This window comes from Teretinema zuelzerae, assembly GCF_021021555.1.
GTDB classification, from domain to species: domain Bacteria; phylum Spirochaetota; class Spirochaetia; order Treponematales; family Treponemataceae; genus Teretinema; species Teretinema zuelzerae.
Window position 1 is genome coordinate 379,258 of sequence record NZ_JAINWA010000003.1, and the last position, 24,834, is coordinate 404,091.

Annotated in this window: 26 protein-coding genes and 1 tRNA gene; 20 read left to right on the forward strand and 7 right to left on the reverse strand. The window is 49.1% G+C overall.

Features of this window, described 5'->3' with window-relative positions:
- Positions 1–48: 48 nt before the first annotated feature.
- From K7J14_RS09015 to K7J14_RS09025, 3 genes are read right to left on the reverse strand one after another with little or no spacing between them, the layout of a single operon-like run.
- Positions 49–969, reverse strand: coding sequence for an SPFH domain-containing protein (locus tag K7J14_RS09015; protein WP_408033984.1), 921 nt, complete (start codon positions 967–969; stop codon positions 49–51).
- A complete protein-coding gene (locus K7J14_RS09020) occupies positions 969–1,880 on the reverse strand; it encodes a stomatin-like protein (protein WP_330165609.1) in 912 nt (303 codons plus the stop codon). The genes K7J14_RS09015 and K7J14_RS09020 overlap by 1 nt, the downstream gene beginning before the upstream one ends.
- A 36-nt stretch (positions 1,881–1,916) precedes the next feature.
- Entirely contained in the window at positions 1,917–2,363 is a 447-nt protein-coding gene (locus tag K7J14_RS09025; protein ID WP_230755468.1) for an NfeD family protein, read from the reverse strand.
- Between the two features lie 113 nt (positions 2,364–2,476).
- On the opposite strand from K7J14_RS09025, the gene K7J14_RS16230 reads away from it, so the two are divergent.
- From K7J14_RS16230 to K7J14_RS09040, 3 genes are read left to right on the forward strand one after another with little or no spacing between them, the layout of a single operon-like run.
- Complete coding sequence (locus tag K7J14_RS16230; protein WP_330165596.1) at positions 2,477–4,213, forward strand: sensor histidine kinase; 1,737 nt, start codon at positions 2,477–2,479, stop codon at positions 4,211–4,213.
- Entirely contained in the window at positions 4,206–4,613 is a 408-nt protein-coding gene (locus K7J14_RS09035; protein ID WP_230755469.1) for a response regulator, read from the forward strand. Before K7J14_RS16230 ends, K7J14_RS09035 begins: the two co-directional genes overlap by 8 nt.
- A complete protein-coding gene (locus K7J14_RS09040) occupies positions 4,606–5,634 on the forward strand; it encodes an HD domain-containing phosphohydrolase (protein ID WP_230755470.1) in 1,029 nt (342 codons plus the stop codon). The genes K7J14_RS09035 and K7J14_RS09040 overlap by 8 nt, the downstream gene beginning before the upstream one ends.
- A 10-nt stretch (positions 5,635–5,644) precedes the next feature.
- On the opposite strand, the gene pdxA is transcribed toward K7J14_RS09040, so the two are convergent.
- Positions 5,645–6,646, reverse strand: coding sequence for a 4-hydroxythreonine-4-phosphate dehydrogenase PdxA (gene pdxA, locus K7J14_RS09045; protein ID WP_230755471.1), 1,002 nt, complete (start codon positions 6,644–6,646; stop codon positions 5,645–5,647).
- Between the two features lie 99 nt (positions 6,647–6,745).
- Between pdxA and K7J14_RS09050 the strand changes: the two genes are divergently transcribed.
- The 4 genes from K7J14_RS09050 to K7J14_RS09065 all read left to right on the forward strand — a co-directional run bounded on the left by K7J14_RS09050 (position 6,746) and on the right by K7J14_RS09065 (position 9,721).
- On the forward strand, positions 6,746–6,901 hold the full coding sequence (locus K7J14_RS09050) for a hypothetical protein (protein ID WP_230755473.1): 156 nt from the start codon (positions 6,746–6,748) through the stop codon (positions 6,899–6,901).
- Between the two features lie 139 nt (positions 6,902–7,040).
- Complete coding sequence (locus K7J14_RS09055) at positions 7,041–7,862, forward strand: substrate-binding periplasmic protein (RefSeq protein ID WP_230755474.1); 822 nt, start codon at positions 7,041–7,043, stop codon at positions 7,860–7,862.
- Between the two features lie 114 nt (positions 7,863–7,976).
- Entirely contained in the window at positions 7,977–9,137 is a 1,161-nt protein-coding gene (locus K7J14_RS09060) for an IS4 family transposase (protein ID WP_230755476.1), read from the forward strand.
- Positions 9,138–9,223: 86 nt separating this feature from the next.
- Positions 9,224–9,721, forward strand: a complete 498-nt coding sequence (locus K7J14_RS09065) for a ferritin (RefSeq protein ID WP_230755481.1) — start codon at positions 9,224–9,226, stop codon at positions 9,719–9,721.
- Positions 9,722–9,827: 106 nt separating this feature from the next.
- Here K7J14_RS09065 and K7J14_RS09070 read toward each other — a convergent pair.
- Together K7J14_RS09070 and K7J14_RS09075 are read right to left on the reverse strand one after the other, a co-directional pair.
- Positions 9,828–9,900, reverse strand: a tRNA-Met gene (locus K7J14_RS09070).
- A 48-nt stretch (positions 9,901–9,948) separates the two neighbouring features.
- A complete protein-coding gene (locus K7J14_RS09075) occupies positions 9,949–12,363 on the reverse strand; it encodes a hypothetical protein (RefSeq protein ID WP_230755483.1) in 2,415 nt (804 codons plus the stop codon).
- Between the two features lie 117 nt (positions 12,364–12,480).
- Between K7J14_RS09075 and argF the strand changes: the two genes are divergently transcribed.
- From argF to rdgB, 5 genes are all read left to right on the forward strand, one after another.
- Entirely contained in the window at positions 12,481–13,419 is a 939-nt protein-coding gene (gene argF, locus K7J14_RS09080; protein ID WP_230755485.1) for an ornithine carbamoyltransferase, read from the forward strand.
- Between the two features lie 38 nt (positions 13,420–13,457).
- Positions 13,458–13,865 (forward strand): hypothetical protein, encoded by a 408-nt coding sequence (locus K7J14_RS09085; RefSeq protein WP_230755487.1) that lies wholly within the window; start codon positions 13,458–13,460, stop codon positions 13,863–13,865.
- Positions 13,866–13,997: 132 nt separating this feature from the next.
- Positions 13,998–14,969, forward strand: a complete 972-nt coding sequence (locus K7J14_RS09090) for a DHH family phosphoesterase (RefSeq protein WP_230755488.1) — start codon at positions 13,998–14,000, stop codon at positions 14,967–14,969.
- Between the two features lie 314 nt (positions 14,970–15,283).
- Positions 15,284–16,165, forward strand: a complete 882-nt coding sequence (locus tag K7J14_RS09095; protein ID WP_230755491.1) for a hypothetical protein — start codon at positions 15,284–15,286, stop codon at positions 16,163–16,165.
- Positions 16,162–16,743 (forward strand): RdgB/HAM1 family non-canonical purine NTP pyrophosphatase, encoded by a 582-nt coding sequence (gene rdgB / locus K7J14_RS09100; protein ID WP_230755493.1) that lies wholly within the window; start codon positions 16,162–16,164, stop codon positions 16,741–16,743. The genes K7J14_RS09095 and rdgB overlap by 4 nt, the downstream gene beginning before the upstream one ends.
- 46 nt (positions 16,744–16,789) lie before the next feature.
- On the opposite strand, the gene K7J14_RS09105 is transcribed toward rdgB, so the two are convergent.
- Positions 16,790–17,455, reverse strand: coding sequence for a class I SAM-dependent methyltransferase (locus tag K7J14_RS09105; RefSeq protein WP_230755495.1), 666 nt, complete (start codon positions 17,453–17,455; stop codon positions 16,790–16,792).
- Positions 17,456–17,693: 238 nt separating this feature from the next.
- Here K7J14_RS09105 and K7J14_RS09110 point away from each other — a divergent pair, with 238 nt between their 5' ends.
- The 8 genes from K7J14_RS09110 (at position 17,694) to tsaE (ending at position 24,834) form a co-directional block, all read left to right on the forward strand.
- The gene (locus K7J14_RS09110; protein WP_230755496.1) at positions 17,694–18,554 is read left to right on the forward strand and encodes a flagellin N-terminal helical domain-containing protein; all 861 of its coding nucleotides are present in this window, start codon (positions 17,694–17,696) and stop codon (positions 18,552–18,554) included.
- A 347-nt stretch (positions 18,555–18,901) separates the two neighbouring features.
- Positions 18,902–19,756 (forward strand): flagellin N-terminal helical domain-containing protein, encoded by an 855-nt coding sequence (locus K7J14_RS09115; RefSeq protein ID WP_230755498.1) that lies wholly within the window; start codon positions 18,902–18,904, stop codon positions 19,754–19,756.
- A gap of 185 nt (positions 19,757–19,941) precedes the next feature.
- Entirely contained in the window at positions 19,942–20,319 is a 378-nt protein-coding gene (locus tag K7J14_RS09120; RefSeq protein ID WP_230755500.1) for a flagellar protein FlaG, read from the forward strand.
- Positions 20,320–20,376: 57 nt separating this feature from the next.
- Positions 20,377–22,332: a flagellar filament capping protein FliD gene (fliD, locus tag K7J14_RS09125; RefSeq protein ID WP_230755502.1), complete on the forward strand. Its 1,956-nt coding sequence runs from the start codon at positions 20,377–20,379 to the stop codon at positions 22,330–22,332.
- 16 nt (positions 22,333–22,348) lie between these two features.
- On the forward strand, positions 22,349–22,948 hold the full coding sequence (locus K7J14_RS09130) for a hypothetical protein (protein ID WP_230755504.1): 600 nt from the start codon (positions 22,349–22,351) through the stop codon (positions 22,946–22,948).
- Positions 22,949–22,959: 11 nt separating this feature from the next.
- Entirely contained in the window at positions 22,960–24,099 is a 1,140-nt protein-coding gene (locus K7J14_RS09135; protein WP_230755506.1) for a PilZ domain-containing protein, read from the forward strand.
- Positions 24,096–24,356, forward strand: coding sequence for a hypothetical protein (locus tag K7J14_RS09140; RefSeq protein WP_230755507.1), 261 nt, complete (start codon positions 24,096–24,098; stop codon positions 24,354–24,356). The genes K7J14_RS09135 and K7J14_RS09140 overlap by 4 nt, the downstream gene beginning before the upstream one ends.
- 46 nt (positions 24,357–24,402) lie before the next feature.
- A complete protein-coding gene (gene tsaE / locus K7J14_RS09145) occupies positions 24,403–24,834 on the forward strand; it encodes a tRNA (adenosine(37)-N6)-threonylcarbamoyltransferase complex ATPase subunit type 1 TsaE (protein ID WP_230755508.1) in 432 nt (143 codons plus the stop codon).

Genomic DNA, 24,834 nt, shown 5'->3' on the forward strand with positions numbered 1-24,834 from the left:
ACGCAATCCGCTCCCGGCGTATGCTCCCCGAGAGCGGACTTACCGGTTTTATTTCAGCAACATTTTCGCGGCTTTCGACGTAACCTCGGAGAAATCAGTCAAATCGGCGCTGAGCACAACTTTCGAACCTTCCACCGCGATTCCGCCCATGGCGTCTATCCAGTTTTCGGAAAGGCGCAGATTGGCCGCTTCTTTTCCCCCGCTCATGCTGACGGCGGCCGCTACCTTTCTGATTCCTTCTGCGGTTGCCCGCGCGACAGCGACAATCTCGGAAGCCTCGCCTTCCGCTTCATTGATCATCCGCTCCTTTTGGCCTTCGCTCAAGTTTACGGCTTCCTCATAGGCGCCCTTTGAAAGATTGATTTTCGTTTCCATCTCTCCGAGCGAACGGGCTATTTCAGCGCGCTTTTCTCGTTCGGCCTTCATCTGAGCTTCCATCGCATCCATAATCGAATCCGAAACTTTAATATTCTGTATTTCGTACCGGTTCACCTTGACGCCCCAGGGATCAGAGGCCTCGTCGACTGCCTTCACCACAGAAGCGTTGATCATCTCGCGGGCTTCGAAGGTGTTGTCGAGTTCGAGCTGGCCGATCACCGAGCGCATCGTCGTCTGCGCGAGGAGCACGGTGGCTACTCCGTAGTTCTTGATGCCGTAGCTCGCCTTCTTAGGATCCATTACCTGAACATAAAGCACGCCGTCAACCCGCACCTGCACGTTATCCTTCGTAAAGCAATCCTGGGCCGGAACGTCGATGGACTGTTCCTTCAGAGTCTGGCGATACCTGACCTTGTCGAGGAAGGGAAAAAGCACGTGAAAACCAGCTTCCAGCGTTCTGCTGTAGCGTCCGAGCCGCTCCACGATGAGGGCGGTCCGGTTCGGTACGACGCGTACGCTCCGGAACAGCGTGACCACAAAAATAAAAGCGAAAACAGCCAAAAAGACTAACAAGGGCATAAACGGATTCATCAGGATTTACCTCCACGCGCAACGGTGTTTTTCACGAGATCGGCGACTACGGCCAGGCCGGCAAGTTCTTCCGGATAGACGGAAACGTCGCAGCGTTCAAGCACGGATCTGAAACGCTTGATGTAGCCTTCCGCAAGACGGATTCCCATGGCGGTTTGTCCGCCGGGAACCGAGAGCGCTTCGGCCACAAGGGACAAGCCTTCAGCCGTGGCGGTGCTCGTGATTTCGATCGATTTGGCCTGTCCTTCGGCTATGTTGATTTTGCGCTGGCGCTCTCCCATGGAGCGGTTGATCGCGTCCTGCTTGTTTCCCCGGGAAACGTTGATGAGGGCTTCGCGCTTGCCCTCGGATTCCAGGATGTTCGCGCGCTTGATTCGCTCAGCCCGCATCTGGCTTTCCATCGCTTCAAGGATAGTATCGGTCGGGGTGATGTCCCTAATTTCGTAGCGGGTAACCTTGATGCCCCAGTTGTCGGATGCTTCGTCGAGGGCCCTGACGATGTTGTCGTTTATCGAGTCTCGTCCGCAGAAGGTTTTATCCAGCTCGAGCTTGCCGATTTCGCTGCGCATCGTGGTCTTCGCGAGCTGCGCGACCGCGTAGCGGTAATTGTCGATGCCGTAGCTCGCCTTGACCGGGTCGTACACTTTCAGATACAGAATTCCGTCGACCTCGACCTGCACGTTGTCCGAGGTGATGCACACCTGCGGATCGACGTCGACCGCTTCCTCTTTCAGGTTCTGGCGGTAGGCGATCCGGTCGATAAAAGGAAACAGCAAATGAAAGCCTGCCTCGAGGGTTTTCGTGTATTTTCCCAGGCGTTCCACGACAAAGGCTTCCTGTTCGGGAACCACGACTGCGATCTTGAACAACACGATAACGAAGATCGCCGCAATCAGGTAGACTAAAAACACATCCATTTCAACACTCCTTTTTCAACATACAGACTTTCAGGATTTTTCTACAATATAAGTCACGTTGTCTCGCGCTACGATGCGGGCATGGCTTCCCGCCGCGATTGATTCGCCGGTCGTCCGCGCTTTCCATGTTGTACCCCTGAAGCGTATCCTGCCTTCCGCGGGAGGCTCGATGGCATCGACTACATCCACCACTTCTCCGACCCCGTCTTCCGGAGAAGTCCCCGAAGCACCGTTGAAAACAGTCCCTTCGAAAATTTTCGCGAACTTTTTCCGCATGAAAACAAGAGAAACGATGGAAAAAAGGACGAATAACATAATTTGAAGCCATACTGCGGCCCCTACGAAGGGAATCAGCGTGCATAATGCGGTCGCCAGGGCTCCAAGGCCGAAAAAGAAAATAACGAATCCCGGAATCAGCATTTCAAGGCCGATGCAGCCGACGCCGATCAGAGCCCATATAAACCATGATCCTATCATGAAAACCTCCGAATGTACCTTTAGTATAACACGCGGCCGGCCGATCCTGACCTTGACTTTTATACTTTCCCGGAAAATACTTAAGAAACAGCGATAATCCCAGGGGAAGGCCGATGATCAATACAAAAATAGCGATGCGCCGACTGACCGACGAAATACAATATCTTACGCTTTTAATATCGAGCCTAATAATCATAGTGGTGCTGGTATCCTTGATCGGCCTCATCACGCTGAATATGTTGAAATCCCATCAGGAACAATCCCTTGTGACCGCAGATGAAACTGCGGCGATTCTCAGGGAGCCGCTGTACAATCTGGACGAGGTGCAGGCAGTCAGAATCGGAGAAGCGCTTCTCTCGTCGGGAAGAATTTCGGGCATTACGATTTCCTCTACCGCCACCGGCTTGATTCTCTCCACCAAAATCGCAGAATCGTCGCCTCTCATTCCGTCGATACAGAAACAGATTTATTACAACGACCTCGAATTGGGCATTATTACCCTCGAATTTTCGGACAAGGACATCAGAACCACCGTGATGCCGCTCTTGCTGTTCGCGGTCATCGTCATCCTCGCCGTAATCATCGCGAATACGCTCGCTCACCGGTGGCTTCTTACCCGGCGCATCGCGGCGCCGCTGAAAGCGATTCTCAACGGACTGAACGACATAGCAGCGGGAAACTACGAATGCGTTATACCGGAAACGCCCTACAAAGACGTTAATCTTCTGGTAAGCGTCATCAACGATATGGGCGCAAAAATCCGCGCTAAAAATCTGGAACTCGTTGAGGTGAACAACTCCCTGGAGCTTCGGGTGCAGGAACGGACGGTCGAGCTGCAGAATTCGATTCAAGAATTCCACCTTGCGCAAGATAAGCTGATCGAGTCCGGGAAACTGTCCGCGCTCGGACACCTGTCCGCCGGCATCGCGCACGAGCTCAATACCCCGCTCGGAGCCATCCTTTCCTCGAATAATCTCATCATGAATTACTTCGACCGGCTGGAGCTCAAGCTCGCCGAGTTCCTCATCGAACTGGAGCCTCACGAAAGAGAGCTCTACCAGCAGATGCTCGAGCAGGGTTTCAAAGCTTCCCATAACCTTGAAATCGTCCGCCAGGATAGACAGAAGCTGCGGCAAATGGAAGCTGATCTGGAATGGAACGAAATTCCGAATCAAAAGAGAGTCGCCGAACTTCTTTCAGATATCGGAATCAATCAGCTCGTCCCCGATACCTTGTTCCTCCTTAAAACAGAGAGAAACGCGGCAATACTCGAGCGGGCCTCGGAAGCGGTGCAATCGCGAAAAATGTCGGAGATAATCAACGTTGCCGGGCAGAAGGCGTCGACCGTGGTTTCGGCGCTTCGCTCGTATCTTTCCTCCGAACAGAATGATGAAAACACTGAAATCGACTTGAACGACAACATAGACCGCATACTGACCCTCATGAACAACATGCTGAAATACGGCATAAAAATTGAACGCAAATACGGACTCGCCCGCACCATGGGATCGGCCGACAAGCTCGGCCAGGTATGGATGAACATCATTCGAAACGCGGCGGAAGCAATGAATTTCCGCGGCGAATTGACCATCACGACCGGTAAAAAAGGAGACGCGGTATTCGTAACATTCGAAGACGACGGGCCGGGCATTCCGGAAGAGCATATAGATAAAATTTTCACCCCTTTTTTTTCCACAAAGAAACAGGGAGAAGGCATGGGTTTGGGACTGGATATTTGCAAACGCATCATCGAGAATCATGGGGGGACAATAGAAGTGCAAAGCAGGCCGGGCTCGACGATCTTTACGATAACTCTCCATACCCTGCAGGAGGAAACGGCCAATGGATAAGAAAAAAGCCATCCTCTGCGTAGACGACGAGGCTATCATACTCCATGCTCTTGTTCATGAACTTAAAAGCAGTTTCGGCGACGAGTTCATCTATGAAAAAGCGACGGACGCGATTTCAGCTTTCGACATAATCGATGATTTATCGAAAGAAGGAGTCAAGCTCATACTCATCATCTCCGATTGGCTCATGCCGGGAATACGCGGAGACGAATTTCTGGAAACGGTAGCGAAAACGCATCCGGACGTAAAAGCGATAATGATAACCGGACAGGCGGACGAAGAGGCAATGAAGAAAGTAAGAGGCAACTCTGCCGTTTATGCCGTCCTCCGCAAACCGTGGAACAGCGAAGAATTGCGGAGCATCGTGCGGTTCTGCTGCACAGGAGATCGACATGAATAAGCCCCGCATCATTTGCGTGGACGATGAGGCCATTATCCTTCAAAGCCTGAAGCAGGAACTGAAAAGCGATCCGTTTTTTCAGGATTACGCCATCGAAGTCGCCGACAGCGGTCCGCGCGCGCTGCAGCTGATCGAAGAACTCTTACAGGAAGACATTGAAATCCCTATCATAATCTCGGACCAGCGCATGCCGTCGATGAAGGGAGACGCATTTCTCGTCGCCGCGCACAATATAGTTCCCGACGCATATAAAATCCTGCTGACAGGCTATTCCGATCTTGAGGCCGTCGTTCATCTCGTAAATCATGACATACTCTACCGATACATCTCAAAGCCCTGGGATAGAAACGATCTGTCCCTTACGCTCAGAACGGCCTGCAAAGCATGGAACCAGAAAAGGTTGATCGCAGCTCAACAGAATAAAATTGAAAACTTGACGATGGCCATGGTCACCACCCTTGAAAGCGCGAATTTCTTTTTCGACGAAGAAACGGGAAACCACATCCGGCGCATTTCACGAATCTCAGCCTTCATCGCGGTAAAAGCGGGTTGCGACGAAGAATTCGTCAAAAACATCAGGATGTACGCTCCGCTCCACGACATCGGCAAAGTCGGCGTGGGCAAGGAAATTCTCTTGAAGCCCGCAAGTTTGACGCCGGAAGAATTCGAACAGATCAAAACTCATGTCGTCATCGGCCATCAAATCATCAATAGCGAAGCCATAGATTCCATCGCGAAGAACATCGTCCTCTATCATCATGAAAAATGGGCAGGGTCCGGCTACGTCAACGCACTTCAGGGGAAAGATATCCCCCTGGAAGCGCGCATCGTCTCCATCGCGGACGTATTCGACGCCTTGGTGAACAAACGCGTCTATAAGCCGGCGTTCAGCCTGGAGAAAGCTTTGGAGATTATCGAAAGCGAACGCGGAAAAAGCTTCGATCCGCATCTCGTCGAAACATTCCTCCATGCCGTCGCTCAGCTCGATGATCCTCTATCCTACTTTGAAGAAGACCACTGAGCGAGACGTTTCATTTTTTCGAGTACTGCGCAGAATAGCGGGCCGCCAGGCGAATAGCCTCTACCATGCTCGTTTCGCGTGCTATGCCCTTCCCCGCGATATCCATTGCCGTACCGTGATCCACGGAAGTCCGCAGAATCGGCATTCCGCCGGTCACCGCTATGGTGCGGTCGAAATCCACCGTCTTCGTGGCGATATGCCCCTGGTCGTGATAGAGGGAGAGCACGCAGTTATACCTTCCGGACAACGCAAGATGAAACACAGAATCCGCGCCTATCGGACCTTCTATCCGATATCCCATTGCCTGCAATTCCTTGACAGCGGGCTCGACCTCCTCGACCTCCTCCGTTCCGAAAAGTCCATGCTCCCCGGAATGCGGATTCAAACCCGCCACAGCCATCGTCCCTTCGGTTACGCCCAGCATCCGCAACGCTTCGAAGCACCGAACCGCGTACTCGATAATCCGGTCCTTCTTCACCAGATCGCACGCTCTTCGGAGCGAAACATGGCGCGACAAAAAAAACACGCGCATTCCCCTCACCTCGAACATCGTGAGGGGATCTTTTGTTCCGGTCAACGAGGCGAATATCTCGGTGTGGCCGATAAAATCGACCCCGCCCGCCTTCAAGGCTTCCTTGTTGATCGGCGTCGTCGCAACTGCGTCTATCCGGCCGCTCATAGCGAGCTCCACCGTCTTTTCAATATATTCGTAAGCGGCGCGACCGCACATTCCCGAAACCTCGCCTTTTTTGAATACCGAAAAATCGACATTGGCGAGGTTCAACAGATTAAGAACATCCGGCTCCCAAAGAGCCTCCGCCGGAGTCGAAACCTCCCGTATAACGAACGCAACTCCGGTCGAATTCATCGCGTCTTCAATCACCCGGCGATCGCCTACCACAAGCACGCGAGCAGAAGCCGCGACTTCTGCCGATTTCAACGCCTTTACAATAATCTCCGGCCCGATTCCCGCAGGATCGCCCAGAGGAACTCCAATAATCGGTAGAGCCACTCGTTTCTCCTTTTGATAGCCTCGTATAACATTTTTCTTCTTTTTCTTTCCCGACTGCCGTATATTATAAATATAACTGAATTTTGGGAGGACGTTTATATGGAAAAGAAAAAACCTGAAGCCGTAGAGGCAACACCTGAAAAAGACTCGAAATCCGCCGCTCTGGAAGATGCACCCGTGTGCACAAAATCCTTCGATCCGGAAAACTCGCGCTACGCCGACGACGACGATGCATGTAAAAACGGAGAAGGATAATTCATATCGAGGCAGGGAGCGATACGAAGGGAGCACAACCAACCGCGCAGCCGGCGCGTTCGCTAGTCGATGCAGGGGCGCGATCGTCATCGCTGAACTGTTAGGTGATTTCGCATAAGATGGTGTATACTATTGCATAATGATGCAGAATGTCGAACGTACTTTCATACGAGAGATACTCACGGCTATGCTATTCTTGCTCCCGTTTCACTATCTCGCAGGACAACCGCTTACACTTCTTGCCTTTGAGTATCCACCGATATATCAGAATGAGGAAAACCCGGGAGTAGCGTGTGAAATAGCTCTTGCCGCTTTTAAGGAAGCGGATATAGAAGCTGTATTGTCTTTTTTACCGGTAAAACGCATGATAGCGTCGCTCTCTGCCGGCGAAGCCCATGCTGCGATCGGAGGAAGGATCCTTTTTAAACACGAGCTAACCTCGGGAACTGTTGCGCCTTCGAACACAATCATGCATGTCCTTCAAACATTTATCTACGATACCCGAAGATTTCCCGAAGGTTTGAACTATTCGTCATTAACTGAGCTATCACCTTACCGAATCGGAGTATTGAACGGAAGCGGAATAATGGAGTTTCTAAAAAAAGAATCAGCCCTTACATTGATTCCCAACACAATACACGAAGGATCGGCAAGGCAGTTATATCATGGATGGATAGATTTGTGGGCGATTGTAGACCTGACGGGATTAGCGTATATTCGAAACCTCTACCCGGCCGAAAATAAATCGTTTAAAGCATATTCCCTGCCGTATGAAATCGGAGATATAACTGTTTTTTTCTCGGCAAAACAAGATCCCGAAGGAATATTGAATGCAAGTTTCACAGAAGGATTCAAGAAGATTCTCTCAAACGGAACCTATTTAAAAATCCTCCAGTCGTATTACGGCGAAACATCGAGTATCCCTGAAGAAGCATTAGCTCCCGAATTAATACTTCATTAAATTGTTATAAAACATTACACTGCTGTCCAAGATAAATAGAACTATTTTAAAAACCCGATTTCCGTGATACAGTTTTGTTACCACACAAACCTTTACCACAAAAGGAAATCGGGTATGAATAACTATAACACACTTTTTGGACAGCTTCTATCACAAGTTAAGAGACCTGAATTTGATAAACTGTGCAAAACGATGGAATCAGACAAATTCCGAAAAGATTTCAATACATGGGATCAATTCGTTGTCATGGCCTTTGCGCAAATAACTAGACAAAACGGCCTGCGTAGTATTCAAAATGCAATGAATTGCCAAAAAAAATCTTTTTACCATCTCGGCCTGAACAAAGAAATAAAACGATCAACGATTTCATACGCAAATAAAAATCACGGCTCCGAGTTTTTCGAGTCCTTGTATTATCAATTATTTTCAACGCTTGAGCGCGGCGCACGTAAGTTGACGGAAAAGAAACTGTATGCCGTAGATGCAACCACAATCGGATTTTCTCTGAATGATTTCCCATGGGCGAAATTCAGATCGACAAAAAGCGGTGTTAAGATCCATGTGAAATATGACGTTGGCGAATCAGTTCCGGAATATTTGTTCATTACTAATGCAGAAGAGCATGAGAACAATACGCTTGGAAAAATGAATCTTAAGAAAGGCGATATTGTTACCTTTGATAAGGGATACAATAACTACGCTCAGTTTTCTGATTTTTGTGATAACGGTGTCTATTTCGTTACCAGACTTAAAGATAATGCCTCTTACAAAGTAATTAAACGAAGAAAAACGCATACCACAAAGATATCGAGCGACCATATCATTCAGTTTACCGGCCAGGTTGCAAAAAGCAAATGCCCAAATGAACTCAGGCGTATTCGGACCGTTGATAATGAGACTGGAAGCGCAATTATTTTACTTACGAACATGATAAGCTGCAGCGCGGAAAAGGTTGCTGAAATATACCGAAAGCGTTGGCACATAGAACTCTTTTTCAAAACTATTAAGCAAAACCTGAAAATAAAACGTTTTTATGGAACCTCTGAGAATGCGGTAAAAACGCAGATTTGGATTGCTATGATCGTTTACCTTTTGTATATAATGCTCAAAAAATCGACAGGCAGTATAACGAAATGCTTCACACATTTTATTTCGGAAATCTCTGTTTCATTATTCCAACGTATTGATTTGAACCTTTGGTTTGCCGGGTCGTCGCCGCCAGTTTCTGTTCACGCTCCAGATGTCAGTTGTATGCAATTTGAGCTTTGTCTATGAAATTATCTTGGACAGCAGTGAAAACATTAACAAAATTTGACCTTGCTAGCCCAATAATGTATCTTTACTACACAAGGAGAACAACAATGTTGTCGGAAAAACTGAAAAAAGCGTTAAACGAGCAAATTAACAAGGAATTCTATTCATCGTATCTGTATCTTTCCATGGCGTCTCATTTCGACGCTAATGCACTTCCAGGATTTGCGAGCTGGATGAAGATGCAAGCGCGCGAAGAATGGGAACACGGAATGAAGTTCTATGAGTATCTGTACGAAGCAGGTTCTGAAGTACAGCTGGAAGCGATAGCGAAACCGCCCGTAAAATTCGGAACGCCGAAGCAGATATTCGAAGAAACATACAAACATGAACAGGGAGTGACGGCTTCGATAAACGCTCTCTTTGAATTGGCGAAGGCGGAAAAAGACCCCAAAACAGAAGTAATGCTCCACTGGTTCATCAACGAACAGGTTGAAGAAGAAAAGAACGACAGAGATATTCTGGACATGCTTGATAAAGTTGGCGACAGCCATTTCGGACTGCTGCAGCTCGACCAGCAGGTCATGGCCCGGCGCGCCGCAGACTGAAATAGTTAGTCCCTCTGATGAATGAATCATCGGAGGGACGTATTTTGCAAGTAATTATATACAAAAAAAGGTACTTACCGCGATGCAGTAAGTACCTTTCTAATCTTAGCGGCAATAGGGCTTGAACCTATGACCTAACGGATATGAGCCGTTTGCTCTACCGACTGAGCTATACCGCCGTGATGTAGCGACACAGTATCAAATCGTAAAAAAAAAGTCAAGCAGACTCATATAAGCATATTTTCGCGCGCCGCCCTCCATAACCGGGAATTGAACGTTGGCGTCTGCATAAATTCTTCCCTCATGCCGTTGTCCGATATATAATTCGCGCGCTTCTGCATATACTTGAACGCCATGCTCAGCCATACGGACATATCCGCCGCAGGAACCGTGCCCGCTCTGAGGCCGTAGTCCCAGGCGAAATAAAAATATACGGCCGCCCAGGGATCCTTGGCGTCCAGCGCTTCGCGGGAAAGCACGGCGAGTTTGGAAATATCCGGGGAAGAATTAAAACGGACATCCCATACTGCCTGATAGAAAGAATACATTCTTTCCAGAACGGAAGGTTCACCGGAAGCGCAATAACATCGGTCTTCGGCAAGCGCGAATCCGCTCGACCAGTCGAAGGTTGCTGGAGTAAACAGTCGCCGCTTCGAATCGACGGCTTCCTGAAAGAGCGGATGCTTGGCCGGAGAAAACCCGGCCAGAGGGCGGCCGGACAATAAAGCGGACTCGGCAAGAAACACAGCGGCTTCGGGAATCGCGCCAAGATGAGAAGATAATATGCTTTCCGCCGAGGCGAAGCGATTTTGATGCATGATGGAACGCGCATACCAGACGCGGCAGAGCGGATCGGCCCCGGGGATTCCATGCGCATCGGCAAGCGCTGAGGCTGTCTGGAAAAGCAGTTCGGCCTGCCTGTAGGCTCCCAGTTCGAATTGAACGCGGCCCTTCATGAACACATGCAGAATTTCTCTATCCTTGGCGTAATACTCCCCGACAGGCTTATCAAGAGAATCGAGCACGCATAATGAAAAATGATAATTCCCCATCACGAAATAGACCATCGCCATGTCGAATCTGGTCGCGATAACGGCCGAAGGATCATGCATCTTTTCGGCGTTTTCAAGCGCATACTCCAGATACACGATGGAATCGTCGGCTTTCTTTTGCACCAATGACAGAAAGGCTATCAGGGAAAGAGAGCGATATTCGCCGGAGAGCGCGCCCGCTTTTTGAAATCTGTGAAGGGAGCGGCGGACGAGCGCGGCGGACTCGTCGATTTTCCTGTCCTGATACGCCGCTAACGCTTTTAGGAATTCCGTAAGAGATTCCCGCACTTCCGGCGAAGAAAACGAACACGAGTCGTCTGAACAAGACTCTAATGTTTCCGTACCGCGTAAAAGACAATTTAGTTTAAAATCGTCGGGAATCGAAAACGAAAGAGTTTCCAAAACCTTGGACAACGATGAAACGGGCTGAAGCTCGCCCTTCTCGTATTTTTTCCACAAATATCCGGCAAACGTCTTGTCGAGTTTAAATACCCGTTCGCCTAAGCGCTTTCGAAGACTCTCGATTAAAAGCCGGTTGAAGGTCCGGAATTCACGAGAATCGGAGAGCATCCCTTCGGAATAAAGCAAGGTGCCGAGTGGAATCAAAAAAGGGGAATCCTTTCCCAAGTACTTAAAAAACGCAGGCAGTTCGTCAGTAAAAAGACAAGATAAGGCGCGGTACATAAGCCATGCCAGTTCAGCCAGGTCTTCAGGCATATTCGCGGCGTTACCGGGAAGATATACGCCCTTAGCACCGGATTCCACAGCGCAAAACCCGGATATCGAATCGAAGAACGCATGCAGGGCGGCTGTGCTTTCCGGCTTCCCGTATAAAACAAAAACCGGCGGAGCTCCGCAGGCTGCCGTTATCATTTGAATACGGTAAGTAAACCATTCATGGCAGGCTGAAATCAGATAATCGGGCATGGAATCTTCATATCGTCTTGAGCAAAAAGCGTTCATCGCCGCCTGCGCATCGAAAAACTTCACAGAATCTTCCGGAGAAAGCAATGACGAGTCGGCATCCGGAAACGTAGCGCTCACGTCTCTCAACGCGAACAGCGGATGAAGATTTTCTTGCGCGAACAGGGAAAAACGGGAAGCAGCGCCGGCCGATTCATCTTTATTCGGTTCAACATATTCCGTTAACCGCAAGCCGGCAAAAAATGAAAACTGCGAATCCTGGTGGGAAACGACGGATATATACGGATTCAATACTGCAAGCGCGTGCGGCGATATTAAAATTCCCAGATCGGGAAAGAGGGTGTTTTCGTATTTTGCAAGATGCTCGTTCAAAGAATCCGGCGTGCAGTCGTCGGAACATATATCAACAATTACCAGGCACTCTCTGACTCGCTCGCGATGCTCTTCCAACAGGCTTCGGATATCCGATAAAAATCGGGATGCGGAAAAAGCATATCCCACGGAGCGGTCTTCGAAAAACCAGGCGGATCCGCCCGAAAGCCGGATGAGACGTCCGCCGTTGCCCGAGGCATATGCTCCCGCGTCGCGGAAGAAGGCAGCGGGTACATCCGGACAGATCAAATTCAGCTGGCGTTGATAGCGCATATCTACATAGACAAAGAGCATTCGTACCTCAAATGCAAAACGCGCTCTGATTGACAGCGTTTCTACAGGTAGTTATTATAAACCGAAAGGTCGAATTTGCAAAGTCCGCCATTGTACGGTTTAAAAAGGAGCGAACACATGAACCCGGCAACACTGAAGGGAAGATCACTGGTGACTTTTAAAAACTGGACTCCTGAGGAAATTCAATATCTGCTTGAATTGTCTCATGAAGTCAAGAAAGCGTCCCGTACCGGCGACATTCATCAGCGTTTCCAGGGAAAAACGATCGCGCTCATTTTTGAAAAAAGATCGACAAGGACGCGTTGCGCCTTCGAAACGGCTTTCGGCGAGGAAGGCGGCCATCCGGTCTTTCTTTCCACCCAGGACATTCAGCTGGGAGCGAAGGAATCCGTTGAAGACACGGCGAGGGTTCTCGGCAGAATGTTTTCTGCAATCGAATTCCGCGGCTATAAACAGGAAACCGTGGAGATTCTTGCCCGGGAAGCCGGCGTGCCGGTGTATAACGGATTGACGGATCAATTCCACCCTACTCAAGCCCTTGCGGACATCATGACGCTGCAGGAGATTTTCGGAAAACTCTCTGGATTGAAGCTGTGCTTCGTCGGAGACGGAAGAAACAATGTTGCCCGTTCTCTGCTCATCGTCTGCGCTAAACTCGGAATACATTTCACGGTGGTTTCGCCGAAAGAGCTCCAGATGGATGCTCAGATTCTGGCAGAAGCCGCGCCCTGGGCGGCGTCATCGGGAGCATCCATCCAGGTAACGGAATCGCTCGAAGCGGTTGCCGGGGCTCATGCAGTGTACACGGACGTCTGGGTCTCCATGGGCGAAGAAGCCTCGCGCGATGAAAAAATCGCGATGCTCAGGCCCTACCAGGTTAACGCCGGGCTAATGAAGAAAACCGCAAACGATTCGTGCGTGTTTCTGCACTGCCTTCCTGCGGTAAAAGGCGAAGAGGTAACCTTCGATGTGATAGAAGGACAGGCAAGCAGGGTATGGGATCAAGCCGAGAATCGCAAGCACACCATCAAAGCGATAATGCTTGCAACTTTGTAAATCGTAACACTATAATTGGGTATACACGGAGGTTACTAATGAAAAAGGCCATGATTATAATGCTGGCGGTTCTATTAGCCGGGACTGCACTCATCGCATCTCCGGCCGTCGCCGCTGAATCCGAGATGTATTATACCAACGCTCAAATTATAAAGATTTTCCCGCATCAGTTGGGATATTATATCATCTATAAACGAACCAAACTGAAAACGGGCGAAGCGTTCATACCCAAGGAATGGTTCGATAGACGCAATTCGAAGGCTGTGATGAACAGATATACCGGAGATATTGCTCCTTATTTCAGCTACATGACGAAAAACGGCGAATTCGACCATATTCGTATCTATGTGCCGGAAGATATTTTTCATCCGGTTTGGGGAACTCTTCAAAGCGGCGCCAAGTATAACGATAAATTTAATGTGGAAACCTTTGAAATGCAGTATTGACGCAGTGCATTCTGCCTAGTTTTTTTTATTGCTTTGCTTACTTGGAAAAACCATCCGGAGTCGATGTCAACGGATGGTTTTTTTGTTATTATGTGTCATTGAACTGATTTTCAAAGAAAAGCAAGGATGAAGATGAAAACAATACCCCCTGCATATGCCGATTTTTTCCAACGGTACGATGCGTATATTCTGGCAAGCCACAAAGAACCCGACGGAGATTCGATTTCAAGCACGCTCGCGTTAGGTTCATGGCTGAACCGCATGGGAAAAAAAACGATACTTCTGTCCGCAGGCCCCTTTAAGAGACCCGAAATTCAAGAATATGAACCATTGTTCATTCCGAATATCAGCGCAACAGCTGTTCCGGAAAATACCGCAGTGGTAATTCTTGATTGTTCAGGAATCGAGCGCATCGGCGACGCTGCACAAGGTTTGGAGATCTTTCCTATGGCGGTGATCGACCATCACGCAACCAATGAACATTCGGGAGATCTTGCCTATGTGGACGGCTCTGTTCCCGCGACTACCGTGCTTGTTCAAAACATCATCGAAACCTTCGGAAACTCCCTGTCCAGGGACGAAGCCGAGATGCTGTTGTTCGGTTTATGCACGGATACCGGATTTTTCCGACATCTCGACGAGCGAAGCGCTGAAACATTCGCTTTCGCGTCACGCCTTATTGCTGCCGGAGCAAACCCGAAGAGTGTATTCGCCCATATGAACGGAGGAAAATCCTGGGGCTCGCGTATACTCATCTCCCGGATTCTCTCTCGCATGCGGCCGTATTACGACGGTAAACTGATTGTATCCTGGGAATCGAAGGAAGACACAGACGAATACGGCCTGGAAGGAAGGGATTCCGACAGCCTCTATCAGCTGATACAAAGCATCCGCGGAGTAGAAGCGATAGTCATCGTTCGACAGGAAACAGAAGACCGCTGCTCCGTGGGATTCAGATCGCTGAATAAAATCGATGTAAGCATAGTCGCAGCGTCCTTCGGCGGAGGAGGACACCGCCAGGCGTCGGGACTCAGCATCGAAGGAAAAATCGAAGACCTCATCCCCCGCTTCATCGAAGCATTCAAACCGCAATTCCAAAACTGACAGAGGCTGTTCAACCGGTTGAATGTTTTTTTAAGACCGTTTATCCTGTTATTCATTCAACCGTTCATCCTCCCATACACTGTTTTACCTCAAAAAAAATTCGGCAATTACTCTTTATATTATAAAGATTTCCAACCTCTTTCCCGCAGCTGATCACCAAAATATTTTTCACTTTCTGCCGTATCGCATTTTCACTATTCGCCTGGCATGATTTCTGCTTACAAGATAACGACGAAATCTGTAAAACAGATTGGTTTTTTAACCGACGGCTCGCATTTTAATGAGCCGTTTCGCGTAATGTAAGGAGGAATACAATGACGGCAGACGATTTAGAAAGGCACTTGCAGAATACGAGAGAGAACAGTTGCGAACAATCTAAACAACAGGCCGCAGACGCGGCTGCGGTGTATGTGTATGAAAGGCTTTCCTACTTTGTAAGCTCTAATCGGGACGAAGACGAGGGCGGCGATTTTTTTCTCTGGCTCTATCCGCGAATCAAGAGGCTCATTCTCTCCTTTAATCCTTCTAAAGCTTCGCTGTCGACATATATGACCAAGTATGTTCAGTTCTATTACCGATCGTTTCTGCGGATCAGATGCGCTCAGGCGGCTCACCGAAACGCTTTGGAACAGGAAGAATGCGTTCGTGTGTTATCGGAAACCGATGAATCCCATGATGCATCGTCGGCTTTGGAGTTTCTGCGCGATCCGGAGGAAACATACGGCGGGAAGCTGGATCTATCGACCAGGGAAGGGCAAATATACGCGAGAAAAATACTTCTGCTCGCCTGCAAATCAAGCCTGTTCATCGATGACCAGGCAATACGCAAAGTTGCGTATCTTACAGGCTGCGATGAAGCATGGCTAATGGAAAAATGCGACGCGCTGAGGAGGCACTGCAAAGAAAAGGAAGAACGATTCAAAATAGAACGCGAGCGGATGAACGGTTATTACATCCGGGCCCGCAGGTGCGAACTGGAATTGCGCAGCCTTGACCGTTCCTCCGGACGCTTTGCACAATTGGAAAAAGAACGCAGTTATTGCTTGCTGCAATGGAAAAGACTCGAATCGGAACAGTCCAGGCACATCAGAGCTCCCAGTAATCGATGCCTCGCGGCGACCCTTGGAATCAGCAGGGGAACGATAGATTCGACGCTTGCATATACAAATAAACATGCGTATTCTGGTGCGATATGAAGATCTATTTTGCATCGGGAAACGCCCATAAAAGGGAAGAACTTTCCAGAATACTTGCGCCCCACTCAATCGTTATTCCGCCCGACGAAGGAATTGCTTTCGACCCCGAAGAAACCGCGGCAGACTTTTTCGGAAACGCGCTGATAAAAGCGAAAGCCCTGTTCGACCTGGTCGGCAAACCGGTATTGGCCGACGATTCCGGAATTTGCGTCGACGCTCTCGGCGGAGCCCCCGGTGTGTTATCGGCAAGATACGGTTCGGACAATGGAATAAAGCTCACCGATTACGAACGAAACCAGCTGCTGCTTTCGAATATGAAAGGAATCAAGGAGAGAAGCTGCAGATTCGTCTGCAATATGATTCTCTACCTTGGAAAAGACCGCTTCTATTCGGTACAGGAAACTCTCGAAGGCACGCTTATCGATGAACTCAGGGGATCGGGAGGATTCGGCTACGACCCGCTTGTGCTGGTCGAGGAACGCGGACTTACGGTAGCTGAATTGCCGGCGGGTGAAAAAGATGCAGTGTCCCACCGGGGAAAGGCCGCGAGACGTATTCTACAATTACTGGATGAGTAATCGAATCCAAGCCTCCTCCGAGAGAATAAAAAGGATGGAGGAGGCCTTATCCTTTTTTCTGAAATACATATTCGAATTGACCGATCTTTCCCCGAAAAACGAGGTCTGCGGATGCTCCGACAATCTCAAGGGATTTTTCAGAATAAAATGAAACATGAGTAATGTCGCTCCTGTACCACCATTTCTCGAAATCGCATGACATCGATTCAGCAGGATGCGTTCCTACGACGAGATAGCCCGATGGCAGAAGAAAATCTGCCATGCGCCGAAATTCGTCTCTCGGCGACAAAAAGTGCTCCGCAACTTCCAGGCAAACTATCGTTTCGAAACGGACAGCCGCGTCGGGAAGAACAGGCTGATAATGCAAATCATACGGATACGCCTCGAATCCCTGCTCCTGCAAGAGTGTCGTCAAGGAAGGAACGGGGCCGCTTCCCCAATCGAGAATAGAAGCAGGCCTAGAACGAAGCCCTGCGTCCGTACGAAAAAAATCTAGAAACGTGTCGATGAAATTCTGCAAGTAATTTCTGTACCCCGGATCGGAGAGCTCATTATTATGATGCTCATACCGTTCGCGGGACTTCTGCGATGAAGGAAAATAGCGAGAAAATAAAAAAAATCCTCCGCAAACTTCGCAATTGCCGTATACTAGAGAGGAGCATTCTATTTTCCTGATTCGCTGAGAAAGGCAAAAGGGACAATCAGTTTTCATTAAAAAAAATAAAAAAAAGTTTAAGCTTCAGGCAGAAGCTGCCGACATACATAAGGTAAAGGTGTCTGTTTAAGCGTTTACCCCTAGCAAGGTTACGTAAAAACAGATTTCTTTGCAAGTCCTGATTGAAGGCGTCCGACAGAGGCAGTGTCCGATGGATGTTGCGCGGGAGGGTGCCTGAAATGAGGCCGGGAAGCAAGGATGCATCCCGAAAAGACTATTCCATGGAGGAATAACTATGGTTATCAACCACAATCTCTCTGCAATGTTCGCACAGCGAACTCTCGGCGTCACCAATGGTGCCATCGGCAACGACATTTCCAAACTGTCGAGCGGTATGCGCATCAACAAAGCAGGCGACGATGCTTCCGGTCTTGCCGTTTCCGAAAAAATGCGCAGCCAGATTCGAGGCCTCAACCAGGCTTCGCAGAACGCGGCGAACGGAATCAGCTTCATCCAGGCTACCGAGGGTTACTTGCAGGAAACTTCCGACATTCTCCAGCGCATCCGCGAACTCGCGGTACAGTCTTCGAACGGAATCTATTCATCCGAAGACCGCATGCAGATCCAGGTTGAAGTTTCTCAGCTCGTGGCGGAAGTGGACAGAATTGCGAGCGCCGCTCAGTTCAACGGCATGAACATGCTCACCGGCCGTTTCGCGCGGGAAACCGGCGAAAACACCATCACCGGATCCATGTGGTTCCACATCGGCGCCAACATGGACCAGCGAGTGCGCGTGTACATCGGTACGATGACCGCTACCGCTCTGGGAGTACGCAATGTGGGAGATGGTTCGATCATGACTCTTGAGAATGCTGATTCTGCTAACCGCAGCATCGGAACTATCGATGAAGCTCTGAAGACCATCAACAAGCAGCGCGCGGACTTGGGCGCATATCAAAACCGGTTGACCCACACGATCTCCGGCTTGAATATCGCTGCCGAAAACATGACCGCCGCCGAATCACGCATCCGCGATACCGACATGGCGTCTGCGATGGTCGAGTACACCAAGAATCAGGTGCTCTCGCAGTCTGGAACAGCGATGCTTGCGCAGGCTAACAGCAACAGCCAGCAAGTATTGTCTCTTCTGAGATAACGTAGTATACTGAGATATGGGGGTTTCCGGTTTTCCGGGAACCCTCTATCCAGTTCCTTTAACGACAGCGGGAAAATCCGGCTATCGAGTTAAGGAAAAACAAAAAAAGCAGCTTATCAGCCGTTTTTTTTACTTCGATCTTTGAAAAACACCTTCCTTTTAGGAAGCTTGTCGCGGCACAGACGGTTTTGTTACCCCCTTATTTCAGGGCGGCAGCGAAACCATCCGTGCCGGTACGTATTCATGCCGGATGGGAGAGGCGCTTTCGTCTTCCAATGGAATGAAAGACAGGCATATCGAGGTCTGGCAAGGATTGCCGGACCACTAAGACTTCAAGGAGGGTCATAATGGTCATCAACCACAACATGAGTGCTATGTATGCTCAGCGGCAGTCAGGCGTATTGAACGCCAACCTGCAACAGAACATAGAGAAGCTCTCAAGCGGTCAACGCATCAACAAAGCCGGAGACGATGCTTCGGGATTGGCTGTATCTGAAAAGATGCGAAGCCAGATCCGCGGCCTCAATCAGGCGGGAAAAAACATCCAGAACGGTGTTTCGTTCATCCAGGCAACCGAAGGTTATCTGGCGGAAACCACCGACATCGTTCAGCGTCTGCGCGAACTTTCCATTCAGTCTGCGAACGGAGTCTACTCCGCTGAAGACAGAATGCAGATTCAGGTAGAAGTTTCCCAGCTTGTTGACGAAGTTAACCGCATCGCTAGCCATGCGCAGTTCAACGGCATGAACATCCTTACCGGACGTTTCGCCAAGGACTCCGCGACAGGGCCCATGCAGATTCAGGTCGGCGCGAACGTCGACCAGAGCGAAACGGTGTTTATCGGGACCATGACCGCACAGGCTCTTGGTCTTAGCGGAACCCAGGGAACGGAAAACTCCATGATTTCACTTTCATCTGTTGACGGCGCCAATATGGCTATTGCATCCCTCGACTCAGCCCTGAAGACCCTGAACAAGCAGCGCGCCGACCTCGGCGCCTACCAGAACAGGTTCGAAATGGCCGCCAAGGGAATCGGAATCGCGGCGGAAAATATGCAAGCCGCCGAATCTCGCATTCGCGACACCGACATGGCACAGGAAATGGTGGATTTCACCAAAAACCAGATCCTCAGCCAGGCAGGAAACGCGATGCTCGCTCAGGCCAACACCCAACCTCAATCAGTCATGAGACTGATCCAGTAGATGGGCGGCAGGGTATAAAAGAGAATTCTGGACGTCATCTCTTTTTTCTTTATACCCTAATTTCGGAGGGGGAAGAAGCGCCCTTCCTCCTTCGTTTTTTTGAAAATAGCTGTAGCTTTGCTACAGTGTATATATAGTTGTATCAGGGACGATACAGAAAGACCTTTCTTTCAAGGAGGTTGTCGATGAGCTTAGAAGTATCAGGCATCGGACAGCAGCTCGCGGCGATGGATCGCCGGCTTGAAGGTTCTGTTAATTCAACTTTGCGTACCACATCAGCAGCCTTGCAAACCTCGGCTCAAAGCCAGGAAATCGAAAACGAACAACAAGCAGCTTCGGATAAAACCAAAGCGTCTGAATTTGTTCAACAAATGCAGACCATTTCCAGCATGTTTGATCGAAAACTGCAGTTCAGGATTAACGATGATCTGAACCGTGTTGTAGTCAAGGTGATAGACTCAAGCACCGATAAGGTAATAAGGGAAATTCCCTCTGCCGAGATACAGCGTTTGCAGATAAGGATCAAAGAGGCTCTTGGTCTCCTTTTCGACGAATCAATTTAGACACTGATTCTGCTCAGCCGCGGTACCTCTGCAACTTATTCATGAGGAGGTCAGGTTGTGTCCGATATCAGCATTCCCGGCGTAACAGCCAGCAAATACAAGACCGACCAACTCATTGAAGGCCTTATGAAGGTCGAGAGAATTCCTCGCAACCGCGAAGAGGAACAGCTTAAGACATATAAGGCCCAGCAGTCTGCATGGAGGGATTTAACCCGGCTCAGCACGACTTTGCGCGATACGGCAAAAAACCTCTTCTCTTTTAATAATCCTTTTACAGAAAAAAACGGCGAAAGCACAAACGACAGGGCTGTCAGCGTTTCCGCCACCCGCGAAGCGAGAGAGCAAAGCTTTAAGCTAAAAATCAATCAGGTAGCGGCCGCCGACAGTTTTCTGTCTTCCGAAATTCCTCGGGACGGAAAAGTACCTCCGGGGAGCTACAGTTTCGCCGTGGGCGATAAAACGCTCCAGTTTCAATGGAAGGGCGGAACCTATCAGGATTTTTCCGATGCGCTCAATAGACGAGGAACAGGAATGCTCCGGTCCTCGCTCATTCAAGTTACGCCGAACACACGAGCTCTGTTGATTGAATCTCTGAAAACTGGTGAGAAGCATCGACTAAGCTTCGAAGACGACGCGAAAACATTCGCGTTAGACGTGGGACTCATCAAAAAAGACGAAGCGAACGCGATTGAAACATCACTTTCTGACGTGTACGCGCCGCCGGTCTCGAATTCACTGGTTGAGTTTTCCTCTACCGCTCGAGCTAAAGACGGACTTGTGCTCGAATACCGGATATCATGGGAAACCACTGAAGCAGGGGAAACAGAAGTCTCTCCCGGAGCTTCAGGGCCCGTCATCGGCACGCCGCCTGTTCTCGAATGGAAGGGAATCACGATTCAAAACACGCCGTCGGAAACGGCTTTGACTCAGACTGCCCCTCCCCAGCCGAAAGTTCCAGTGACTGATCCCTCGGTTGTATCGCTTCGTTCTTCTCGCGGCCAGGCCATGCCGCTCCCCCCTCCTCCGGAAGGAGAGTTATCAAGCGACGTATCAATCAATCTTTCGGAATTCGGAGATGTGAACGCCCTGGTGATTCATAACAGAAATACCGAACGAAGCTATAAAATCGAGAATATTATAATCAAGGATCCAAAGGCGTCTAACGGGTATGTCCCGGTCAATCCTGTGTCGGTCGCCCAGGATGCGCGCTTTACCTATGAAGGAATTCAGATCGTTCGAAGCACGAATTCGATCGACGATCTCATTCCCGGCGTCACCCTGACGCTGCAGGAACCCACTGAAAATCAGGAAACGATCACCATCAAGCCGGATACGGAAGTAGCGAAAGAAGCTATTATTTCGCTCGTGGGCGGCTACAACCGTCTCATGGCTGAAATCAATATATTAACTCAATTAAAGCCTGAAATCATCTCAGAAATTCAATACTTCACCGAGGAAGAACGCAAAAGCTCGGAAGAAAAACTCGGAATGATGCAGGGAGACACTACGTTAAACGGCATCAAGTCGTCTCTTCAAAGAATTACGAGCGGTTCTTATCCAGCGATTGAAGGCAGCGCATTGCGTCTCTTGTCGGATTTGGGCATATCCACAAAATCGAACGCCGGAGGAGGGGTGGACTCAGCCCGATTAAGGGGATACCTGGAAATCGACGAGAAAAAACTGGATGAGGCATTAAAAAACAGAATGCCGGAAATAAAAAGCCTGTTCGGATTGGATACCGATGGAGATCTCATCATCGACGCAGGAGTAGCTTTTTCGATCGATTCCCAGCTAACGCCCTATGTACAGACCGGCGGAATCTTCTCGACCAGAACAAACGGTCTTGCGTCCAGAATTACGAATTCCGAAAAAAAGATAACTCAATTAGACAAACAGCTTGAAGACAAAGAAGATGAACTGCGAAATAAGTACGGAAAAATGGAAGGAACGCTGAATAATCTTCAGAATCAATCTAATTCGATTTCCAATTTCAATAAGCAAAACAGCAATTAGCGCAAAGGAGCACGCGATGATTTTACGAATAAACGGAGAAATGATAGATTTCACCCCTGAAAACGAGGCTACGCTCGGAGAAGTTCTAGGATCGCTCGAATCTGAATGCGAACGTTCGTGCCAGACTATCACAAATATAAAAATCGACGGAAATATCATACCGGCGGAACATCTCGACGAGGTTTTTTCCCGCAAACCGGAAAGCGTACAATCGATCGAGCTTGAAACGATTAACGGAGATCATATCAGAACACTGCTGGCGGAATCAGGCGCAACTCTTTTGGCCTTCATTCCGCGGCTTGAGCAAATACCGGTTGAACTTCAAACCGGCAAGGATATGGAAGTAATGGAAAGCATCAACGCGTTCTCGCTGGAGCTGCAGAATCTCTACCGTCTGCTTCCGCTCATGCCGTTGACGGGGATTCAATACGAGGAGGTGTTGTTTGAAGACCGCCCCATCCATGAATGCCCTAACCTTTTATCTCCTCTTTTAGAGGATTTGCTCTCAGCTCTTAAAGAAAACGATACTATAATGATAGGCGATATTTCAGAGTACGAACTTGCGCCTCGCATATCCCGGCTGGGCGAAACTCTCTCGCAGTTACGGCAAAAGTAAGGAAAAAAAACATGAACGGACCGATGCCTTTTTTACAGGTACTCCCCTACCAGACGAGCATGAACCCGAAATATGTGGCGCCCATTGCCGTTCTTATCGGCATGGTCGTCGTTCTCAGGATCTATCTCACCTGGAAGGAAACCCGCAAGACTGCTACAAAAAAGCAGAAAGCGCCGGTTCGCGGAGAAGTTCCGCATAGTACGCAGGTACAGGAGACCGTGTCTTCGAAGGAATTGAAGGCTGTCTCGAAGCTTTTTTCGTTCACTGCAGAGCAGTCTGAGTTTTTCGCGAAAATATGCAAAAAAAAGAACATCATCCATCCGGCCCAGTTCATCCAGGATAAAGCCGCTGTAGACGCTCTATTTACAAGTTTGCTCCACGAACTAGAGGTTGCCGCCGCAAGCAGAGAATCGGAACGCCAGAAAACCCTCGTTTTTTTTATAAGGGAAGCCATAGACAACCGTAGAAAAGCCGGCGAGCTGATTTCCTCCACGAGAGCGCTCAAAACGGGGATAGGCTTTTCCATGACGGTAGAATCAGGCGAGCAGTATCAGTCGGCGGTAACAGAGAACAGCACCGAGGGGATCCAATGCCTCATTCCCAGAGATCTTTTCGGCAATGAACTGCGCCTCCCGATCAGATCCCAGTTAGAACTGTTCTTTACCGGGGCTGGAGGACAATCCTACCGCTGCAAAACCAAAATTCTGCAATACAGATCGCATCGAACCGGAACTCATTTTCTGCTTGCCCATACCGATTCGGTAACAGCATTGCCTAATCGGAAACATGACAGAAAAAGCATTCAGGTTGAATGTACGTTCTGCCATGTAACGGTCGCTAATGTGGTCAACGGAAAAAAAACAGAACATAAATTCTTTCCTTCCAAGAAAACATATCCCGGCCTGATCCATGATATTTCAGCCGGAGGGTGCAGCATATCCGTCTCGGAGCAGCTTCCCATTGGCGAATATCTGCAAATACAGTGTATACTTATGCCAGGAAACACGGATACGATCATCGGCAAGGTTGTCCGGATTACCGGCGAGGTCGGGACAGGAGACTTGAACATGCATATCCAATTCGCGAAAATGCCCCGGGTGACGATGAACAGGATATATTCGATAATTTACCACAGAGAAGGAACTCGATGACACTATTGAACATATCCGACATAATCCGCAAAGAGAACTATATTTATTACCGCAGAGAATTCACGGCTACGGTAGTATTTCAGTTGGGAACCGGAAATTTGAGCGGAAAAATCGAATTCACCATAGAAACCGCTCCGACCGGAAAAAAAGATATACAAATAAAGCTTATCGACTCTATCGATTACCCCCTGCTCCCCCTTCTGCGAAGCATTAAGGATGCAGTGACGGAGCTGGAAAAAGAAGGGAAACTGCCTTAAAAGTCATCGCCTTGACCCGAAACTTAGGATGCGGTAATTTCAAGGTATGATTCTTGAATCCCATTCACGCGAAGAAACGCTGAAAATCGGCTTTGAAATTGGAAAACGTCTGCAAAAAGGCGACGTGATCGCGCTGCAGGGAACCTTGGCCGCGGGAAAAACGACGCTAACCCAGGGAATTGCCTTGGGCATGGGGATTGACGAACAGATTACAAGTCCTACGTTCACGTTGATTTCCGAATACCCGAATAGAATTCCCCTATATCATATGGACGCCTATAGACTCGACTCTGTACAGGATTTTCTTGATCTGGGCGTCGAGGAACTGTTATGGGGAGACGGCGCGTGCGTCGTTGAATGGAGCGAAAAAGTCATGGAAGCCATGCCGAAAAACGCTATCGTTATTCGATTAAGCGTCGACCAATCGGGAGTTCATCGAATCGAATCGGAAAATTGGCCTTGGGGAGATGCATTCTAA

Bases quoted from the DNA above. Each gene is read 5' to 3' on its own strand.
- K7J14_RS09015 (WP_408033984.1), bottom strand. From the start codon at position 969: ATGAATCCGTTTATGCCCTTGTTAGTCTTTTTGGCTGTTTTCGCTTTT.
- K7J14_RS09025 (WP_230755468.1), bottom strand. From the start codon at position 2,363: ATGATAGGATCATGGTTTATATGGGCTCTGATCGGCGTCGGCTGCATC.
- K7J14_RS16230 (WP_330165596.1), top strand. From the start codon at position 2,477: ATGATCAATACAAAAATAGCGATGCGCCGACTGACCGACGAAATACAA.
- K7J14_RS09035 (WP_230755469.1), top strand. From the start codon at position 4,206: ATGGATAAGAAAAAAGCCATCCTCTGCGTAGACGACGAGGCTATCATA.
- K7J14_RS09040 (WP_230755470.1), top strand. From the start codon at position 4,606: ATGAATAAGCCCCGCATCATTTGCGTGGACGATGAGGCCATTATCCTT.
- K7J14_RS09050 (WP_230755473.1), top strand. From the start codon at position 6,746: ATGGAAAAGAAAAAACCTGAAGCCGTAGAGGCAACACCTGAAAAAGAC.
- K7J14_RS09055 (WP_230755474.1), top strand. From the start codon at position 7,041: ATGATGCAGAATGTCGAACGTACTTTCATACGAGAGATACTCACGGCT.
- K7J14_RS09060 (WP_230755476.1), top strand. From the start codon at position 7,977: ATGAATAACTATAACACACTTTTTGGACAGCTTCTATCACAAGTTAAG.
- K7J14_RS09065 (WP_230755481.1), top strand. From the start codon at position 9,224: ATGTTGTCGGAAAAACTGAAAAAAGCGTTAAACGAGCAAATTAACAAG.
- K7J14_RS09075 (WP_230755483.1), bottom strand. From the start codon at position 12,363: ATGCTCTTTGTCTATGTAGATATGCGCTATCAACGCCAGCTGAATTTG.
- argF (WP_230755485.1), top strand. From the start codon at position 12,481: ATGAACCCGGCAACACTGAAGGGAAGATCACTGGTGACTTTTAAAAAC.
- K7J14_RS09085 (WP_230755487.1), top strand. From the start codon at position 13,458: ATGAAAAAGGCCATGATTATAATGCTGGCGGTTCTATTAGCCGGGACT.
- K7J14_RS09090 (WP_230755488.1), top strand. From the start codon at position 13,998: ATGAAAACAATACCCCCTGCATATGCCGATTTTTTCCAACGGTACGAT.
- K7J14_RS09095 (WP_230755491.1), top strand. From the start codon at position 15,284: ATGACGGCAGACGATTTAGAAAGGCACTTGCAGAATACGAGAGAGAAC.
- rdgB (WP_230755493.1), top strand. From the start codon at position 16,162: ATGAAGATCTATTTTGCATCGGGAAACGCCCATAAAAGGGAAGAACTT.
- K7J14_RS09105 (WP_230755495.1), bottom strand. From the start codon at position 17,455: ATGAAAACTGATTGTCCCTTTTGCCTTTCTCAGCGAATCAGGAAAATA.
- K7J14_RS09110 (WP_230755496.1), top strand. From the start codon at position 17,694: ATGGTTATCAACCACAATCTCTCTGCAATGTTCGCACAGCGAACTCTC.
- K7J14_RS09115 (WP_230755498.1), top strand. From the start codon at position 18,902: ATGGTCATCAACCACAACATGAGTGCTATGTATGCTCAGCGGCAGTCA.
- K7J14_RS09120 (WP_230755500.1), top strand. From the start codon at position 19,942: ATGAGCTTAGAAGTATCAGGCATCGGACAGCAGCTCGCGGCGATGGAT.
- K7J14_RS09130 (WP_230755504.1), top strand. From the start codon at position 22,349: ATGATTTTACGAATAAACGGAGAAATGATAGATTTCACCCCTGAAAAC.
- K7J14_RS09135 (WP_230755506.1), top strand. From the start codon at position 22,960: ATGAACGGACCGATGCCTTTTTTACAGGTACTCCCCTACCAGACGAGC.
- K7J14_RS09140 (WP_230755507.1), top strand. From the start codon at position 24,096: ATGACACTATTGAACATATCCGACATAATCCGCAAAGAGAACTATATT.
- tsaE (WP_230755508.1), top strand. From the start codon at position 24,403: ATGATTCTTGAATCCCATTCACGCGAAGAAACGCTGAAAATCGGCTTT.